Source organism: Neorhizobium tomejilense (assembly GCF_964254135.1).
Classification (GTDB): Bacteria; Pseudomonadota; Alphaproteobacteria; order Rhizobiales; family Rhizobiaceae; genus Neorhizobium; species Neorhizobium tomejilense.
In genome coordinates, this window is record NZ_CAXUSO020000001.1 from 2941124 (window position 1) to 2959706 (window position 18583).

Below are 18583 nucleotides of genomic sequence, written 5' to 3' on the forward strand. Positions count from 1 at the left end.
GGTTTTCGGAATGATTTCAGGTCTTGCGGTTGCGCTTGTCGAAGCGGCGGGCAAGCGCGTCGCCCAGGCTCTGGATCGCCTGGACAAGCACGATCAGCACGACGACGACGGCGAGCATCACATCCGGCATGAAGCGCTGGTAGCCGTAGCGGATGCCGAGATCGCCGAGGCCTCCGCCGCCGACCGCCCCGACCATGGCCGAATAACCGACCAGGCTGACGAGGGTGAGCGTCAGCGCCAGCGTCAGGCCCGGTTTGGCCTCGGCGAGCAGCACCTTGAAGACGATCTGCAGCGGTGTCGCCCCCATGGCGCGCGCAGCCTCGATCAGGCCCTTGTCGACCTCGCGGATCGCCGCTTCGGCAAGGCGCGCGACAAAGGGAATGGTTGCCACCGTCAGCGGCACGATCGCCGCATAGGTACCGATCGAGGTACCGGTGACGAGGCGCGTGAACGGGATGATCGCCACGACCAGGATGATGAACGGCGTAGAGCGGGCCGCATTGACGATCGCCCCGATGATTCGGTTCAGGGCCGGTGCGGGGAAAAGCTCGCCCTTGCCGCTGGTTGCCAGGAACACGCCGATCGGCAGGCCGATCAGTGCGCCGATCAGGCCGGCGACCGCGACCATCTGCAGCGTCTGGCCAAGCGCTTTCAGGAGCAGGTTGAAGAGCATGTCAGGCGACATAACCGAGCACCTCCGTGGAAAGACCGGTTGCGGCATAGAAGCGCTCGGCGCGTTCCGTGACGGCAGGATCGGCCGGATACGCGACGACCAGCGAGCCGTAGGGTTCGCCGGCGATTTCCTCGATCGTGCCGGCGAGGATGTTGACGTCGGCGCCGAGTTCGGTGACCAGCCGGGCGGTCAGCGGCTGGAAGGCCGTCGAGCCGAAGAAGATCAGCCGCACCAGCACCCGGTCGCCGACAGACGGCTGCGGCTTCAGGTTCGAGCGGATCCATTCCGGCAGGTTGGTGCCGAGGGCTGCCGACAGAAGCGAGCGGGTCGTCTCGTGCTTGGCGCCGGTAAAGACGTCGAAGGTGCGGCCCGCCTCGACGATCTTGCCGCGGTCGATCACCGCGACGTCGGAGGCGATGGTCTTCACCACCTCCATCTCGTGGGTGATCAAAAGCACGGTGAGGCCAAGCTCTGCATTGATGCGCTTCAGCAGCGCCAGGATCGACTGCGTGGTTTCCGGGTCGAGCGCCGAGGTCGCCTCGTCCGAAAGCAGCAGTTTCGGTGAGGTGGCGAGCGCCCGGGCAATGCCGATGCGCTGCTTCTGGCCGCCGGAAAGCTCGGCCGGGTAGCGGTCCGATTTGTCGCCAAGGCCAACCAGATCGATCAACGGCGCCACTTTGTCGCGGATCGCCGTGGCAGAAAGCCCGGCGATCTCGAGCGGCAGCGCGACGTTCTCGTACGCCGTGCGCGACGAGAGAAGGTTGAAATGCTGGAAGATCATGCCGACCTGGCGGCGCAGATCCCGAAGCCCGTTTTCCGACAGGCCGCCCACCTCGACACCATCGACGACGACGCGGCCGGAGGTCGCTTTTTCCAGCCCGTTGACGAGGCGGATCAACGTCGACTTGCCGGCGCCCGACCGGCCGATGATGCCGGTGATCGCGCCACGCGCCACGGAAAGATCGATGCCGTCGAGCGCGGTGAACTGGCTCTTGTCGTCGGCACCGCCGAACCGCTTGATTACCGCCTCGAACGCCACCATCGGCCTTTCGGCTACCAAGGGAGACGGCGCGGTTTCGACCGCAGTATGAAGGATTGTCATTTCAGCTCTCAGATTTAAGTCGCATCATCCCGGCGACCGACACCGGATATTTATCGCTGTCCAGCTATCGGACGAGGCGGCACATTCGATGACAGGCGACTTTCCGGAGCATCTTGGTCGTTTTCCCAGAGGGCAATATGTAAGGCTGGCGGCCTTTTCGATGCCGCATAAATGCCCGGACGCGCCTGCGTTTGACAGGGATGTTTTTTCAATTATCTCACAAAGCAGAAAAAATCTTCCAGCATCTGCGAAATCAGCCCTGTTTATGGTTTCCCTTGGGGAATAACGAAGCCAGCTCGCGATACCACTTGCCGCTCTTCTTGATCGTCCGTTCCTGGGTCTCGTAATTCACATGCACGAGGCCAAACCGCATGCGGTAGCCTTCCGCCCATTCGAAATTGTCCATCAGGCTCCAGGCGAAATAACCCTTCATCGGGTAACCGTCCCTGATCAGGTCGGCGACGACCGAAAGGTGCTGGACATAATAATCCAGACGCGGCTGGTCATCCACCTCGCCGCCCACCGGCTCCATATTGTAGCAGGCGCCGTTCTCGGTGATGTAGCAGTCCGGCAGGTCGTAGCGGCGATAGAGATCCTCGACCAGCAGCTTCAGCCCCGGCGCATAGACTTCCCAGCCGATATCGGTCTTGACGTCGCTGGCGGGCTTGGCCTCTATCGTCCAGGGGAAATCGCCGCTGCGCGCGGGTTCGTCATGGACACGGTCCGGCTTATAGTAGTTGAGGCCCCACCAGTCGAGCTTCTGGCTGATGACCTTCAGGTCGCCGTCTTCGACGACCGGCATGCGATCGCCGAGCGCTTCCAGGAATTGCTGCGGATATTCGCCCTTGAAGACCGGATCGAAGAAGGCGCCGTTGTGGAACTGGTGGGCGCGTTCGGCAGCTGCGAGATCGGCCGGGCTCTCCGAGCCGGCGATGATCGATGCCGCGTTGATGACGGTGCCGACCGGCACGTCCGGCGTCACATGCCGGATCGCCTCGACGCCGAGGCCGTGGGCGAGATTGACGTGGTGCATGGCGGCGAGCGCCGCCTGCATGTTCTTCTCGCCCGGCGCATGGATGCCGTAGAGGTGGCTGAGCCAGACGATGCACCAGGGCTCGTTGAAGGTCGCAACCGCATCCAGCCGGTCGCCGAGCCGCGCCATCACCACCTTGGCGTAACGCTGGAAGGCATAGGCCGTCGAGCGTGCCGCCCAGCCACCCTCGCCCATCAGCGAAAGCGGCAGGTCCCAATGGTAGAGCGTCGCATAGGTCTTGATGCCGCGCGCCTTGCAGCCGTCGATGAGGCGATCGTAGAAATCCAGCCCCTTCTCGTTGATCCGCCCGGTACCGTCGGGGATGATCCGCGGCCAGGCGATCGAGAACCGGTAGGCTTCGACGCCCATCTCCTTGATGAGATCGAGATCCTCTTCCCAGCGATTGTAATGATCGCAGGCGACATCGCCGTTATGCCCCTGATAGACCCGGCCCGGCATCTTCGAAAAGGCATCCCAGATCGATGGCTTGCGGCCATCCGCCTTGGTGGACCCTTCGATCTGGTAGGAGGCCGTCGCGACGCCCCATAGGAAATCGCCGGGAAAGCGAGACGCGAATTTTTCGGCATCGGGCGTTTTGAGATTGCGAGGCTGGGGATTGCTCATCTTGGGATCGGTCATGAGGATGCCGCCATATCTGTTGCGCGAGGGGTCTGCCGGACCACCTTTCGCGGCGGTTTAACCAAGCGGGACGCCGTTGTACAGATGAGAATTCTGAAACGTTGCAGGGCCGCGTACCCGCGTCCTGCTCTTTTCGAGCAAGGGCTTACTTCCGGCAGCGAATTGACCATCGGAATCGGAAGCCTCTGAGACGTTATTTACCAAAATCCAAGCGCCAGCGACCACATCCCAAAAGATATATATACCAACCAGAATAGATAACCTATGGTAGTATAACTAACTAGCTAACGGAGCTTGCCTGATGCCCTTGCCACCGGAATGTTACCCTTTTCTCGGGATGTGCATTTCTTCGAAAATTGATTTGGGTCTTTTCGTCACGCTTGCGCTGTTTCTCACAGGATTGCTTATCAATTCCTACGTTGAACGAAAGAAAAAGAGGCAAGCAAGAAAGAGCTTTATTAAGGCCCTCGCGGAAGAAATAAAGCTTAACGTCAGAAGCCTTGAACGGGCCGCTAATGGAATACCAACGAGTTTCGAAATAAATCAATTCATGGCATTAAATAAACGAAATAGGCCATTCCTTACGTTCAGCTATTTTTCAGTTATTTACAATTCTCGGACGGAAGTTCTTCAAGACCTTCCGGATGTGATGATTAAGAACATCGTGGAATTTTATGGGAAACTTGCTGATTTGGCGATAGACGTGAGTGCTGTTGACAAGGAGTCCTTTACCCGCATCTCGCAACAGGGGCGCGAAGAGGTGATGTTTGACATTGTCTCGGACATCCGGGTCGTTCTCCAATTAGGTCTGGCCATCAGCGACTCGATCGAACTTCAACTACTGCCCGATCGGATTTTTTAATTGGAAAATTAACGATCAATCGCTATATCTATAAGCAGCAATTTGGTCAGGATAGTCAGGAGAATACAATGCTTCGCACACAGACCAAAATCTAGTAAGTTTGCTTCGCTAGGATCACTATGCGAGATTCTTGGCAAAAAGACGCTCGTGCCGACTAAGTCGGCACGAGCTTTTTTATGAAACCCTAAAGCTTCACCCACGCCCCATTCTTCTTCGAGGACACCACGCACGCCTCGACGAACGCAACCCCCTTCACGCCGTCGTCGACGGTCGGGTAGACCACCGCCTTGTCGACCGCGACGCCTTGTCTGGCCGCATTGATGGCGCGGGCGGCTTCCGTGTAGATGGTCGCAAAGGCTTCGAGATAACCTTCCGGGTGGCCGGACGGAATGCGGCTGACGCGTCCTGCCGCGGCACCGGAGCCGGCGCCGTTGCGGGTGATCAGGCGCTTCGGTTCGCCGAACGGCGTGAACCACAGATAGTTCGGATCCGCCTGCACCCATTCGATGCCGCCCTTGGTGCCGTAGACACGGATTTTCAGGCCGTTCTCGTGGCCGGGCGCCACCTGACTGCACCAGAGCATGCCCTTGGCGCCGCCCTCGTAGCGGAGCATCACATGGGCGTTGTCGTCGAGACGGCGGCCTTCGACAAAACTGTCGAGATCGGCGGCGAGACTTTCGAGCGTCAGGCCGGTGATGAAGGCGGCGAGGTTATAGGCATGCGTGCCGATATCGCCGGTCGAACCGCCGGCACCCGACTGGGCAGGATCGGTGCGCCAGACGGCCTGCTTGGCACCCGTCTGCTCGACCGCCTCGGTCAACCAATCCTGCGGATATTCGACCTGCACGACGCGGATCTTTCCGAGCTCGCCGTTTGCGACCATTTCGCGGGCCTGCCGCACCATCGGATAGCCGGTGTAATTATGGGTGAGGATGAACAGCGCGCCGCTCTCGTCGGCCGCCTTCTTCATCTTCTTGGCGTCAGCAAGATTGGACGTCAGCGGCTTATCGCAGATGACGTGGATGCCGCGCTTCAAAAACTCCTTGGCGGCCTCGTAATGCACGTGGTTCGGCGTGACGATCGACACCGCCTCGATGCCGTCCTTCAACCGCGCCTCGCGGATCGCCATCTCCTTGTAGGAACCATAAGTGCGCGACGGATCGAGTCCGAGGTCGCGGCCCGAGGCGATCGCCTTTTCCGGCGTCGACGACAACGCGCCGGCGACAAGATCGAACTGGTCGTCCAGCCTTGCCGCCATGCGATGCACCGCCCCGATGAACGCCCCCGCCCCGCCGCCGACCATGCCGAGCCGGATGCGCGGCTCCCGCGCCTGTTCGTCCTTGCCTTCGATTGCCATGATGTCTCTCCTCGAAAAGATTGAAAATGTGTGGCGACTGCCGGGCAGTCAGGAGTTCTTTGCAGCCTTGCGGGGCCTGCCGCCCTTGGCGCCGTTGGCGCGGCTGGCGGCGATCTTCAGCGGCGACTTGGATTGTCCGCCGCGGCGTTGTGCCTCCATGAAGGTCCGGCTGCCGAAGACACCACTCATGAGGCCGGAAATCGAATAATCTATATCGAGGCTTTCCCAATGCAGGCCGGTTTCCCCGAGAAGCTCGACTTCGGCCAGTTGTTCATCCGTTGCCTCCGCCAAGCCTTCGAGAGAACGGGCGGGGACCATGAAAGCGGCCCCGTTGGCGAACTCCACGACGATCCGGCCGGAAGCAGCATCGAATCGAACGGAGACTGGAATGGGCCTTTGTGCCCGCTCCGTTTCCCACCGTCTTTTTGCCTGGGTGAGTTCGGCATCCGTGATCTCAACCATGGTACTTTCTCCACGTCTCCAGGAATAACTGCCGGTTAGCCTCGATGACTTCGGCCGCTCGGCGGACATCCCTGTCGGACATCCCGCCCTGGGTCAGGACTTTCAGTGTCTCAATGTCGATCCGCGCTTCGCCGTCACCATAGACATGCACGTGAGGCGGCTCGTGGTCCGCCGTGTAGACGACGAACCGCAGGCCGTGCTGCCGCAGGACGGTGACCATAGATCAATAACCCAACTTGTTAGGTATCTCAAGTTCACCTCCCGAGAAGACCCTCTCTGGCCTGCCGGTCATCTCCCCCAAAATCGAGCGTCAGCCGTGCGGCAGGCTAAGCCCCTCCCCCTTGTGGGGAGGGGTTGGGGAGGGGATCTGTTTCCTCAAAGCCCGAGCATCCGCCTGTTCGCTGCTTCGTCGGTCCCGCCGCTGGCAAAGTCGTCGAATGCTTTTTCCGTGACGCCGATGATGTGCGCCTTTACGAATTCGGCGCCTTCGCGGGCTCCGTCCTCCGAGTTCTTCAGCGCGCACTCCCATTCGACCACGGCCCAGCCGTCGAAATCGTTGGCGGCCATTTTGGAGAAGATCGAACCGAAGTCCACCTGGCCGTCGCCGGGCGAGCGGAAGCGGCCGGCGCGGCCGACCCAGCCCTGGTAGCCGCCATAAACACCCTGCCGGCCGGTCGGGTTGAATTCCGCGTCCTTGACGTGGAACATCTTGATCCGGTCCTTGTAGATGTCGATGTTGTCGAGATAGTCGAGGCATTGCAGCACGTAATGCGACGGGTCGTAGAGCATGTTGGCGCGCGGATGGTTCTTCACCCGCTCCAGGAACATCTCGAATGTGACGCCGTCATGCAGGTCTTCGCCGGGATGGATTTCGTAACATACGTCGACGCCGCAGGAATCGGCATGGTCGAGGATCGGCGTCCAGCGCTTGGCGAGCTCGTCGAAGGCAGTCTCGACCAGGCCGGCCGGGCGTTGCGGCCAAGGATACATATAGGGCCAGGCGAGCGCGCCGGAAAAGGTCGCATGCGCCTTGATGCCGAGGTGCTTCGAAGCTGTGATCGCCATTTTCACCTGCTCGACCGCCCAGGCCTGGCGTGCCTTCGGATTACCGCGCACTTCTGGCGCAGCAAACCCGTCGAACCCCTCGTCATAGGCCGGATGCACGGCGACGAGCTGACCCTGGAGATGGGTGGAAAGCTCGGTCACCTCGACGCCGTTCGCCCGCGCCACGCCGGCAAATTCGTCGCAATAATCCTTGGAGGAGGCAGCTTTTTTGAGGTCGATGAGTTGGCCGGCCCAGGTTGGTACCTGCACGCCGACATAACCCTTGTCCGCCGCCCATTTGGTGATCCCGTCCCAGCTATTGAACGGTGCCGCATCGCCCGCGAACTGGCCGAGAAAGATGGCCGGGCCCTTGATCGTCTTCATGATGTTTCCTCTTCCGAAATTGGATGGCCTGCAAATGGCAGCCTCAATCCCCGATTCCTGTGCTGCTCACAGGAATCGGGGTTGGGAGGAGCGGCGCCCACACGAGCAGGCGCCGCCGATCTTCGTCAGGAAGCCGTTATCAGAACGGCGAATCCGGGAAGTAGAAGTTCTTGGCATTGTCCTTCGTCACCAGCGTGGCGTCGAGGATGTAGGTGCCGCTGACCGGGACCTTGTCGTAGAAATTGCCGGCGGTGAGTTCCATGGCGGTCGCCACCATTGCCGGCGGATAGAGCACGTCGACCGGGATCATCTTGTCGCCGTCCATGACCTTCTTCACCATGTCCTTGGAGCCCGCGCCGCCGACCACATACTTGATGTCCGTGCGCTTGGACTGAGCGATGGCTTCGAGAACGCCGACGGCCATGTCGTCGTCCTGGCACCAGACCACGTCGATCTTCGGGTGCTTGGTCAGGAAGTCCTGCATGACCTTGAACGCGTCGTCGCGGCTCCAGTTGCCGAACTGGCGATCGAGCACCTTCACCTTGGAACCGGCAATGCCCTTGTCGAAACCGTCCTGGCGCTGCTGGTCGATCGGGATCGGCAGGCCGCGGATGACGACGACCTGGGCGTCCGGCGTGGTCTTCTTGATATATTCGCCGGCGACCTGGCCGAGCGCCGGGTTGTTGCCGGCAACGTAGAGGTCACGGATGGTGCTGTCGTTGACGGAGGGGGCGCGGTCGACGAGTGCGACGAACGTGCCCTTGTCCTTGACCTGCTGGATGGCGTTGACGAGCGGATCCGGATCGGACGGCAGGATGACCAGCGCGTCGAGCCCCTGGACCGCGAGATCCTGCACGGCGTTCGCCTGGCTTGCCGCGTCCGGCGAGGTCTTGACGATGACGTTGAGGCCCGGATGCTCCTTCATCAGGAGCTTGGCGACGCGTTCGGCATGGAACACGACGCCGGCGGTCCAGCCATGGTCGGCGGCCGGAATGGAAACGCCGATCGTCACCTTCTTGTCCTGTGCGAAGGCGGTGCCGGCGAGAAGCGCCAACGACGCCACGGCCAGTCCCAAAATTTGTCTGCGCATTGTTTCTCTCTCCCACAATATCAGGGTCTTTAATATTTCAGGACCGGGCGCGACCCATCAGCTCGGTCAGTTCTCGTTGGCCTGCTTTCGCGGGCTAATCCGCTTCAGCGGCCTATCTCCGCATCAGCGACCTTTGAACCAGCATGGCGATGATGATGATCGCCCCCTGGATGGCGCCGATCAGGTATTCGCTGACGAAGTTGGACAACAGCATGATGTTGCCGACGATTTCCAGAATGAAGGCGCCGCAGATCGTGCCCCAGATGCGGCCGACCCCGCCCCGCAGCGCCGTGCCGCCGACGACGACGGCGGTAATCGCCTGCAGTTCCCAGAAGCTGCCGGTCGTGGCGGACGTCGAGCCGAGGCGCGGCACGTAGAGCAGCACGGCGACAGCGACGCAGAGCCCCTGGATCACATAGGTGACGGTGCGCACCCGGTTGATCGAAATGCCGGAATAACGCGCGACGTCCTCGTTCGAGCCGACCGCGGTGACATGCCGGCCGTAACGGGTGCGGTAAAGTACGAAGGCGGCGATGGCGGCGGTGACGAAGATGACGATGATCGGGATCGGCACGCCGATGAACGAGCCGGAATAGACCGGCCGGTAGAGCGCCAGAATATCGCGGTCGCGCACGGTGATGGCGCCGCCCTGGCTGAGCCAGGTGGTCAGCCCGCGATAGATGCCCATTGTGCCGAGCGTGGCGATGAAGGGTTCGATCCGGCCGACGGTGGTGATCAGGCCGTTGGCGAGCCCGCAGACGGCGCCGATCGCGATCGCCAGCGCCATCCCGGCAACCAGCGCCAGCGCCGGGTCGGCGACCGTTCCCGAATTCAGGAACAGGATCATCAGGCTGGCAACGAAGGCGAGCATCGCGCCGACCGAAAGATCGAGCCCGCCCGAAGTGATTACATAGGTAGCGCCGAGTGCGATGACGGCGATGAAGGAACTGCGCGTCACGACGTTCAACAGGTTGGCGGACGTCATGAAATTCGGGTTGGCGAAGTAGCCGAGCACCAGAAGAAGGGCGAGCGCAATGAACGGCGCGATCGCCGCCATGTCCCAGTCCTTGGAGGTCTTCGGTGCCTTGGCCGGTTCGCTAGCGACGTTCGCCATCACGCGGCCTCCTCTTTAGTAACGCCCGTGGCGAGCACGACGATTTCGTTTTCGTTCATATGGTCCCCCGTCACCTCGCCGACGATCCGGCCGGAGCGCATGACGAGGATGCGGTCGCAGATGCCGATCAGTTCCGGCATTTCGGAGGAGACGACGATGATCGAACGTCCCTCCTCGGCCAGGTTGGCGATGAATTTGTAGATCTGTTCCTTGTTGCCGATATCGATGCCGCGCGTCGGCTCGTCGATGATGACGATCGACGGATCGAGCAGCATCATCTTGGCGAGCAGCAGTTTCTGCTGGTTGCCGCCGGATAGCTGGCCGGCGAGGATGTCCTTGCGGCCGGTTCGAATGTCGAAATCGCGGATCGCCTTGTCCAGCGCGTCGCTTTCGCGCTTACGGTCGATCTGCAACGCGCCGATGAACTTGCCGAGCGAGGCGAGCGTCAGGTTGACGATCAGGTCCTTGGTGAGCAGCAGGCCCTTGCCCTTGCGGTCTTCGGAAAGGTAGACGATGCCGGCCTTGAGGCTCGCATGCACATCCTTGAAATTGACCGGCTTGCCGAGATGGCGGACGGTGCCACGGCTGGTGCGAAGGCCGACCATGCCCTCCATCAGCTCGGTGCGGCCGGCCCCGACGAGGCCGGCAAAACCGAGGATCTCCCCCTTTTTCAGCTGGAACGAGGCATCCTGCGCATATCCGGGAACGTTGAGATGCTCGACCTCGAGCACCGTCTCGCGCGCCAAAACCGCGTGGCGGTCCGGATAGAGTTTTGCAACGTCGCGACCGACCATCAGCCGCGCCATGTCGGCGGGCTGCAGTTCGCTGACGTCATGGCTGGCGACGAGCCTTCCGTCGCGCAACACCGTCACCCGGTCGGCAATCTCCTTCACCTCGGGCAGGCGGTGGGAAATATAAAGAACGCCGACGCCCTTGGCGCGGATCTGCCGGATGACCTTCAGCAGCGCATCGGTCTCATGCGGCGTCAGCGACGCGGTCGGCTCGTCAAAGATGACGATCCGGTGCGGCACAAGCAGCACGCGGGCGATCTGTACCAGTTGGCGCTGGGCGATCGACAGGCGGCTGACGATCGTGTTCGGGTCGATATCGCTGCCGAGCCCGCGGACAGCCTTGGCTGCACCTTCGTTCATGGCGCGGTCGTCGATGAAGACGCCCTTGTGCAGCTCGCGGCCGAGATAGATGTTCTGGGCGACGGTCAGGTCCGGCGCCAGCAGGATTTCCTGGTGCACCAGCACGATGCCGCGATGTTCCGCATCGACCGGGCCGGAAAAGGTGACGGTCTCGCCGTCTATCCTCATCTCGCCGCGGGTCGGGGCCAAATTGCCGGCGATGATCTTCATCAAGGTCGACTTGCCGGCGCCGTTCTCGCCGATGATCGCGTGGACCTCGCCGGCGCGGACGTTGATATTGATGTCCTTGAGGACCTCGACAATACCGAATGTCTTGGAAAGGCCGGTCGCTTCGAAGAGCGGCACGGCGGGGCTCGCCTCCACAGAACTCATCGCGCAGCACCCATGACCATAGGGCAACGCACGGCCCGACAGCGAACCGCTGCGTTACCGACAGCACGCCTGTATATGATAATCTGCACCCAAGCTCCTCCCGACAGGAACGCTAGCCCAGATTCTGAGGTACGTAAAGCAGATTTCCGTAAGCCACGCGGGAACGTGTAGGAAGGTTTTGTGCAAATCATCTTCCGGTTGATGATTGCGGCGCCATCTCGTGTGGCGCAAGCTTGGTGAGGGTGAGGCGTCGCCTCACCCTCTGTCTTCGTCAAACGTAGCGATTGACGACGTTTTCCAGATACTCCTGGCGGCCGGACTTCGGTTCCGGGTTGATGTCCTGCTTTTCGACCCAGGAGGCGATGTCGTCGAGCTTGTATTCGCCGCGCAGCATCTTGCTGTATTCAGGGCTGTCCCACTTCTCGTAGCGGGCATCGAGCGGCGCCTTCAGCGCGCCGTCATCGAGCATCTTCGCCGCTGCCTTGATGCCGCGGGCGCAGCAGTCCATGCCGCCGATATGGCCGATCAGCAGGTCCTCAGGGTCGAGCGACTGGCGGCGTAGCTTCGCGTCGAAATTGGTGCCGCCGTTCTGGAAGCCACCGCCGGCGAGCACATGGTAATAGGCGAGCGCCATTTCCGGCACGTTGTTGGGGAACTGGTCGGTATCCCAGCCGGACTGCATGTCGTTGCGGTTCATGTCGATCGAGCCGAAGATGCCGAAGGCGTTCGCCATGGCGATCTCGTGTTCGAAAGAATGGCCGGCGAGGATCGCATGACCCTGCTCGATATTGACCTTCACTTCCTTGTCCAGCCCATGCTTCTGCAGGAACGCGTAGACGGTCGCGACGTCGTAATCGTACTGATGCTTGGTCGGCTCCTGCGGCTTCGGCTCGATCAGGATCGTGCCTTTAAAGCCGATCTTGTACTTGTATTCGACCACGAGATTGAGGAAGCGGCCCATCTGGTCGAGTTCCCGCGAGAGGTCTGTGTTCAGCAGAGTCTCGTAACCTTCGCGGCCGCCCCACAGCACGTAATTGGCACCGCCAAGCTTCTTGGTAGCGTCGAGGCAGGTCTTCACCGTTGCCGCGGCAAACGCGAAGACGTCCGGATCCGGGTTGGTGGCTGCACCCGACATGTAGCGGCGGTTTGAGAAGAGGTTCGCCGTGCCCCAGAGAAGCTTGACGCCGGTCTCGGCCTGCTTCTTCTCGAAATAATCGACGATCTCGTTGAGGTTCTTCGTGTTCTCGGCGAAATTATTGCCTTCCGGCCGCACGTCGGCATCGTGGAAGCAGTAGAAGGGCGAACCGAGTAGCTGGAAGAATTCGAAGGCGACATCAGCCTTCATCTTCGCCGCTTCCATCGTGTCCGAGAACCACGGGCGCTGGAAGGTCTGGCCGCCGAAAGGGTCACCGCCCGGCCAGGTGAAGGTGTGCCAGTAGGCGACGGCAAAGCGGAGGTGATCCTCCATGCGCTTGCCGGCGACGATCTCGTCCGGATTGTAGTGGCGAAAGGCGAGCGGATTGGTGCTGTCCGGGCCTTCGTATTTGATCTTCTGGATGTCTCCGAAAAAGCCTGTGCTCATGGGTGTTTTCTCCTATCGAGTATTTGAGAGCGCCAAGGATCCCCTTCTGCCTGCCGGCATCTCCCCCACAAGGGGGGAGAACGCTGGTGGCACCGCCCTGCCCATTCGGGAAAGCGGAATTCGGGGCAATGAAGCCCCTCCCCCTTGTGGGGAGGGGTTGGGGAGGGGTCTTTTCAACACGCCTCCAAGTCTAAGCATATTCAGCGCGCCAGCGACCTGATCGCCGGATAGAGCGCCCGGTAGCGGGCGTATGCGGTGTCATAAGCCTCCGACAGCCCGGAGACCGGCTCGATGGTCTCGTCCGTCTTTGGTGCCGAGCAGACGGCGAGCGGGTCGGCACCGGTTGCAGCGATCAGCCCCAGCCGTGCGGCGCCGAAGGCAGCTCCGAAATCACCGTCGGCCGGAATATCCACCGGCACGCCGAGAGACGTGGCGATCGACTGCAGCCAGTAGCGCGAGCGCGAACCGCCGCCGATAGCGGTAACGCGGGAAATCGAGGTGCCTGCGGATTTCAGGGCTTCGAGATTGTCCCTGATCGCGAAGGTCACCCCTTCCAGCACCGCCTGGGTCAGCACCGACCGGCTGCTTTCGTGTTCGAGGCCGATGAAGGCGCCGCGGATGGCCGCATCGTTGTGCGGCGTGCGCTCGCCGGAGAGATAGGGCAGGAAGGTGACGCTGGAGGGAGCCTTCAGCGTATCGCCGAGTTCCTGGGTGAGCTCGGCGGCGGTCTTGCCGGTGATGAGCGAATGCCAGTTCAGCGCGTCCGTCGCCGACAGGATGACGCCCATCTGGTGCCAGGTTTTCGGCAATGCGTGGCAGAACGCATGCACCGCACTTTCCGGCTTCGGCAGATAGGAGGCATTGGCGGCAAACAGCACGCCGGACGTGCCGAGCGAGACGAAGGCCTGGCCTTCCGCGACCGTGCCCATGCCGCAGGCGGACGCCGCATTATCCCCTGCCCCACCGGCAATCACGACGCCCTCGCCCATGCCCCATTTGTAGGAGAGTTCGCCACGCAGCTTGCCTGCCTCTTCGGTGCCCTCGACCAGCGACGGCATCTGGCTTTCGGTGAGGCCCGTGGCGGAAAGCAATTCGGACGACCACTTGCGGGCGTCGGTATCGAGCCAGGACGTGCCGGCCGAATCCGACATTTCGGAGATGTGCTCGCCGGTCAGCCAAAGACGCAGGTAATCCTTCGGCAGCAGCACCTTGGCGACCTTGGCGAAGATGTCAGGCTCGTTTTTCGCGACCCAGACGAGCTTCGGGGCGGTGAAGCCGGGGAAGACGATATTGCCGGTGAGCTTGCGGAAGATCGGGTTCGCATCGAGGGCTGCGGCTTCCACATGGGAGCGGGTGTCGTTCCACAGGATGCAGGGGCGCAGCACCTTGTCCTCGCTGTCCAGAAGCGTCGCGCCATGCATCTGGCCGGAAAGGCCGATGCCCTTCACCGCCGCCAGCTCCTTCGGGAATTTTGCCTTGAGGCCGGCGACCGCTTCTTCGGTGGCGCGGATCCAGTGGGCAGGATCCTGCTCCGACCAGCCGGAATGCGGACGCGAGACGTCGAGCGAACCGCTCGCCGAACCGATGATCTTCTGATCGCCGTCGATCAGCATCGCCTTGACGCCCGAGGTGCCGAGATCGAGACCGAGATACATGGTGTTTCTCCTAATGCTCCGCCCTTCAGGGCAGATTGTCTTTCAAGAATATGTCGATACGGATGCGTTCCTGGGCGGCGAGCACCGGCAGGCCGTCCGCCTTGGCCTTCAGCACGCGGATCGCGCTTCTGACTTCGTGGCCCGCATCCTGGTTCAGAACCGCGTCGATGACACCGTTTGAAAGTGCTGCACGGGTCGAGGCGGTGAGTTCGTGGGCAATGACGAGCGGCCGGCGGGGGCCGTGCGCCGTCTGCAGCGCGCGGATGAGGCCGCGGTTGCCGGCACCGAGACTGTAGATGCCGGCAATGTTCGCATTGCGGCGCAGCGCCTCCGTGACCATCGTCTCGGAGAGCGCCGGATCGTCACGGCCTTCGAGGACGGGCAGGATATCGACGTTCGGATAGGCGTTTGCGATGACGCTCGAAAACCCTTCCAGCCGCTCGCGGTGGTCGCGCACCAGCATGGAGCCGGCAAGCACCGCAACGGTCGCCCCCCGTTCGCCCATGAGGGGGCCGCTGAGGAACCGCCCCATCAGGCTGCCGGCGGTGCGCCCGGCGGCGATATTGTCGATGCCCGCATAATGATCGCGCGAGGACTCCGGCAGGTCAGACACGAGCGTCACCATCGGAATGCCGGCCTCGCTCAGGCTGCGCACGGCCGCACGGACTTCCGGCGCGTCGATGGCGACGAAGGCCACCCCGGCCGGCTTTTCGGCAAGCACCGCCTCGAGTGATGCGACCAGCGCGCCCGGATCGAAGGGCGGCACGTCGACAATGCGGATGTCGGTGCGCTCCGAGCTCGAGCGGGCAACGGCGCCGCGCACTTCCTCATGCAAGCCGATCATGAAGGAGTTGTCGTTGGCCGGCAGGATGAAGACGAAGGAATAGGTCCGGCTTTTCGCAAGGTTGGCAGCGGCGAGATCGCGCACATAACCGAGTGAAATGATCGCATCCTCGACCTTGACGCGGGTGACGGAACGCACGCCCGGCCGGCCGTTGAGAACCCGGTCGACAGTCGCAAGGCTGACGCCGGCGATCTTCGCGATGTCGTGGACTGTGGGCTTCATGAATTCCTCCGCCGACCGTGTTAGCGGAAATTCTGAGGTACGTAAATCAAAATTTGAGGTACGTGTTTCACGCAGGCTCGAACACCCAAAGAAAAAGGCCGTCACTCGCGTGGCGGCCCCCTTCCCGGCGGTGGAATGCTGCAATCAATGCCCGCCGCCACCGGCGCCCGCGGGGCGGGCCGGCTTGGCGATCAGGAAGACGAAGAAGATCAGGCTGCCGAACAGCCCCGTCAGGATGAAGAAGACATCCATGAAGGAAAGCAGCAGAGCCTGCTGGGTGATGATGCCAGAGAGCCTCTGGAGCGCGACGGCGCTGCCGTCGAGGCCGAAGGAATTGTAGTTGGCGCCGACACTGTCCAGCCAGTTGAGCGCTGCCGGATTGCCGTAGTTGACGTGCTCAGAAAGCCGGGCGTAGTGCTCGTCGGAACGCTGGGTCAGCGCCGTGTTGATGACGGCAAGGCCGACCGCACCGCCGAGGTTGCGGGTCAGGTTGAAAAGGCCGGATGCGCCCTGGATGCGTTGCGGCGCGAGCGTCCCGAGCGCGATATTGCTGATCGGCACCATGCACATCATCATCCCGAACCCGCGCAGGATCTGCGGCAGCAGCAGCTCGTAGAAATCCCAATCGGCGGTGATACCGGTCATCAGCCAGGTACCAGCCGCGAACGAGCCGAAACCGACCGCCATCAAGATGCGCAGGTCGACACTGTTCGACAGCCGTCCGACGAGCGGCGCCGAGACGAACATGGCGATGCCGGAAACGAACATCGTCTCCCCGATCATCAGCGAATCGTAGTGACGGACGCGACCGAGATAGAGCGGATAGAGATAAGTGAGCCCATAAAGCCCGACGCCCATGATGAACGAGAACAGCGAACCGAAGGCGAAATTGGCGTTGCCGAATGCCCTGAGATCGACGATCGGGAACTCGACCTTGAAGGCACGCCAGAAGAACACCACTGCGCCGATGACGATGAAGATTGTGCCTATGACGATCTTGTCGTCGCTGAACCAGTCCTTGTTGTTGCCTTCTTCCAGAACGTATTCCAGCGCGCCGAGGAAGACCGCCATGGAGGCGAGCCCCCACCAGTCGAACTTCTTCATCAGCTTAAGCTGCGGCTTGTCGAAGTCGATCAGCGTGAAGGTGACGACGGTGACGATGATACCGGGGATGACGTTGACCAGGAACAGCCAGTGCCAGGAGAAGGAATTGGAAAGGTAACCGCCGACCGTCGGGCCGATCGTCGGGGCGAGCGTCGCGACGAGGCCGATGATCGGCGACACGATGCTGCGCTTCGACGGCGGGAAAATGGTGAAGGCCGCCGCGAAGACGGACGGGATCATGCCGCCGCCGATGAAGCCCTGGATGGCGCGATAGACGATCATCTCGTCGATATTCGTGGCAGTGGCGCAAAGGATGCTGGCCAGCGTGAAGCCAGCCGCGCACATGGAGAACAGGATGCGCGTCGACATGATGCGGGCAAGCGTGCCCGACAGCGGGATCATGATCACTTCGGCGATCAGGTAGGAGGTCTGCACCCAGGCGATTTCGTCCGAGCCGGCGGAAAGGCCGGCCTGGATTTCCGCGAGCGAGGCCGAGACGATCTGGATGTCGAGGATCGACATGAACATGCCGAAGACCATCGCGAAGAAGGCGATGAGCTTGCGTCTGTCCATCGGCTGGTCGGCCGGCATCGCCATAGGGGGCGGACCCGCCGTGGCCGTTGCTCCTGCCATGGCCGCTCTCCTTGGTTCTCTTTACTTGGCAGCGACAGCGCTGATGCCGGGCGCGGTCCGGGTATCGACGTCGACGACGACGCTCAAGCCGGCACGAAGGCGCTGGCGTTCGAGGTCTTCCTTCGGGATCGAGATGCGAACCGGAACGCGCTGCACGACCTTGGTGAAGTTGCCGGTCGCATTTTCCGGCGGCAGCATCGAGAAGACGGCGCCGGAAGCAGGCGCGATCGACACCACAGTGCCTGTGATGTTGTGATCCTCATAAGCATCCACATGCACGCGGACCTTGGAACCAGGCTGCAGGTTGCCAAGCTGGGTTTCCTTGAAATTCGCCTCGATATAGAGCTCGGTCAGCGGCACCAGCGACGCGAGCCGCTTGCCGGTCGAGACGAGATCGCCCGTCTGGACCGAGAGATTGCCGATGACGCCGTCATAGGGCGCCTTTAGCACCGTGAAGTTCAGATCGCGCTGGGCCTGGTCTCGGGCGAGATCCTGGGTATGGATCGTATTGACCGCCTCGTCGCGCTGGGCACGCAGGAGGCCGATATTGGCCTGGGCCGACGCGACCGCCGCCTGGCCGGCAACGAGATTGGCGCGGGCCTGTTCAAGCGCGATCTCGGCATTGTCGAGCGCCGCGGCTGTGCCGACCGCACTTGCCTGCAGACTCGTCGCGCGCTTCTGGGTGATTTCGGCACCGCGAACCGCGGCTTCGAGAGCACCCTGCTGGGCCTGGGCCTGCTTCAGCGCCGCTTCGCCGCCGACGATCTGCGCGTCGATGCGGGAGACAGCGAGTTTGGCGGATTCGATAGCCGTCTGCGCCTTGCGAAGTGCAAGCTGATAATCGCCGTCGTCGAGCGTGACGAGCGGTTCGCCCGCCTTGACGGCCTGGTTCTCGACAACATTGACCTTGGCGACATAACCGGACACCTTTGGCGAGATCACCGCGATATCGCCTTCGACATACGCGTCGTCGGTGGAAACCAGGAACCGACCATCGATCCACCAGTTGTAACCATACCAGCCAGCGCCACCGAGGAGGGCAAGCGCAATGACAGGCAACAGCAGACCGCGTCGTTTCTTCTTTTCAGGCGCCTTGGCGACCGCGGGAACCGCAATCGCCTCGGCCGTCGCAGGCTGTTCCGCGGTCGGCGAGCCCTTGAGAGCCTCAACCTTGGCAAGGCCAGCGTTTTCCGTCGTCACGGCGCGCAGTGCGCCGGAATTTTGAGAGGACGTCATCTTGTATCTACCGTCTTGGGAGCG

The 18583-nt window shown here is 61.9% G+C and carries 16 protein-coding genes; 1 reads left to right on the plus strand and 15 read right to left on the minus strand.

Going from position 1 to position 18583, the window contains the following annotated elements:
* Positions 1 to 16: 16 nt before the first annotated feature.
* The 3 genes from ACSQ3G_RS14975 to ACSQ3G_RS14985 form a co-directional block, all read right to left on the minus strand.
* Positions 17 to 685 (minus strand): methionine ABC transporter permease, encoded by a 669-nt coding sequence (locus ACSQ3G_RS14975; RefSeq protein ID WP_046634549.1) that lies wholly within the window; start codon positions 683 to 685, stop codon positions 17 to 19.
* Positions 675 to 1715, minus strand: a complete 1041-nt coding sequence (locus ACSQ3G_RS14980) for a methionine ABC transporter ATP-binding protein (RefSeq protein ID WP_436111720.1) — start codon at positions 1713 to 1715, stop codon at positions 675 to 677. The genes ACSQ3G_RS14975 and ACSQ3G_RS14980 overlap by 11 nt, the downstream gene beginning before the upstream one ends.
* A 313-nt stretch (positions 1716 to 2028) precedes the next feature.
* Positions 2029 to 3432: a GH1 family beta-glucosidase gene (locus ACSQ3G_RS14985; protein ID WP_436111721.1), complete on the minus strand. Its 1404-nt coding sequence runs from the start codon at positions 3430 to 3432 to the stop codon at positions 2029 to 2031.
* A gap of 316 nt (positions 3433 to 3748) precedes the next feature.
* On the opposite strand from ACSQ3G_RS14985, the gene ACSQ3G_RS14990 reads away from it, so the two are divergent.
* Complete coding sequence (locus ACSQ3G_RS14990; RefSeq protein WP_436110590.1) at positions 3749 to 4309, plus strand: hypothetical protein; 561 nt, start codon at positions 3749 to 3751, stop codon at positions 4307 to 4309.
* Between the two features lie 184 nt (positions 4310 to 4493).
* Here ACSQ3G_RS14990 and ACSQ3G_RS14995 read toward each other — a convergent pair whose 3' ends face one another.
* The 12 genes from ACSQ3G_RS14995 to ACSQ3G_RS15050 all read right to left on the minus strand — a co-directional run bounded on the left by ACSQ3G_RS14995 (position 4494) and on the right by ACSQ3G_RS15050 (position 18559).
* Positions 4494 to 5666, minus strand: coding sequence for a Gfo/Idh/MocA family protein (locus ACSQ3G_RS14995; protein ID WP_436110591.1), 1173 nt, complete (start codon positions 5664 to 5666; stop codon positions 4494 to 4496).
* A 48-nt stretch (positions 5667 to 5714) separates the two neighbouring features.
* Complete coding sequence (locus ACSQ3G_RS15000) at positions 5715 to 6128, minus strand: DUF2442 domain-containing protein (protein ID WP_436110592.1); 414 nt, start codon at positions 6126 to 6128, stop codon at positions 5715 to 5717.
* On the minus strand, positions 6121 to 6348 hold the full coding sequence (locus tag ACSQ3G_RS15005; RefSeq protein ID WP_436110593.1) for a DUF4160 domain-containing protein: 228 nt from the start codon (positions 6346 to 6348) through the stop codon (positions 6121 to 6123). Before ACSQ3G_RS15005 ends, ACSQ3G_RS15000 begins: the two co-directional genes overlap by 8 nt.
* 155 nt (positions 6349 to 6503) lie before the next feature.
* Positions 6504 to 7556, minus strand: a complete 1053-nt coding sequence (locus tag ACSQ3G_RS15010; RefSeq protein ID WP_436110594.1) for a sugar phosphate isomerase/epimerase family protein — start codon at positions 7554 to 7556, stop codon at positions 6504 to 6506.
* 139 nt (positions 7557 to 7695) lie between these two features.
* On the minus strand, positions 7696 to 8646 hold the full coding sequence (locus ACSQ3G_RS15015) for a substrate-binding domain-containing protein (RefSeq protein ID WP_046668310.1): 951 nt from the start codon (positions 8644 to 8646) through the stop codon (positions 7696 to 7698).
* Between the two features lie 112 nt (positions 8647 to 8758).
* Positions 8759 to 9760, minus strand: coding sequence for an ABC transporter permease (locus tag ACSQ3G_RS15020; RefSeq protein WP_436110595.1), 1002 nt, complete (start codon positions 9758 to 9760; stop codon positions 8759 to 8761).
* Positions 9760 to 11283, minus strand: a complete 1524-nt coding sequence (locus ACSQ3G_RS15025) for a sugar ABC transporter ATP-binding protein (RefSeq protein WP_436110596.1) — start codon at positions 11281 to 11283, stop codon at positions 9760 to 9762. The genes ACSQ3G_RS15020 and ACSQ3G_RS15025 overlap by 1 nt, the downstream gene beginning before the upstream one ends.
* A gap of 271 nt (positions 11284 to 11554) precedes the next feature.
* A complete protein-coding gene (gene xylA, locus ACSQ3G_RS15030; RefSeq protein ID WP_436110597.1) occupies positions 11555 to 12865 on the minus strand; it encodes a xylose isomerase in 1311 nt (436 codons plus the stop codon).
* A 200-nt stretch (positions 12866 to 13065) separates the two neighbouring features.
* Positions 13066 to 14520 (minus strand): xylulokinase, encoded by a 1455-nt coding sequence (gene xylB / locus ACSQ3G_RS15035; protein WP_436110598.1) that lies wholly within the window; start codon positions 14518 to 14520, stop codon positions 13066 to 13068.
* A gap of 25 nt (positions 14521 to 14545) precedes the next feature.
* Entirely contained in the window at positions 14546 to 15586 is a 1041-nt protein-coding gene (locus ACSQ3G_RS15040) for a LacI family DNA-binding transcriptional regulator (protein ID WP_436110599.1), read from the minus strand.
* Between the two features lie 144 nt (positions 15587 to 15730).
* Positions 15731 to 17323 carry a DHA2 family efflux MFS transporter permease subunit gene (locus tag ACSQ3G_RS15045; protein WP_436110600.1) on the minus strand — a complete coding sequence of 531 codons (1593 nt, stop codon included), beginning with the start codon at positions 17321 to 17323 and terminating at the stop codon, positions 15731 to 15733.
* A gap of 21 nt (positions 17324 to 17344) precedes the next feature.
* Complete coding sequence (locus ACSQ3G_RS15050; RefSeq protein WP_436110601.1) at positions 17345 to 18559, minus strand: HlyD family secretion protein; 1215 nt, start codon at positions 18557 to 18559, stop codon at positions 17345 to 17347.
* Positions 18560 to 18583 lie beyond the last annotated feature (24 nt).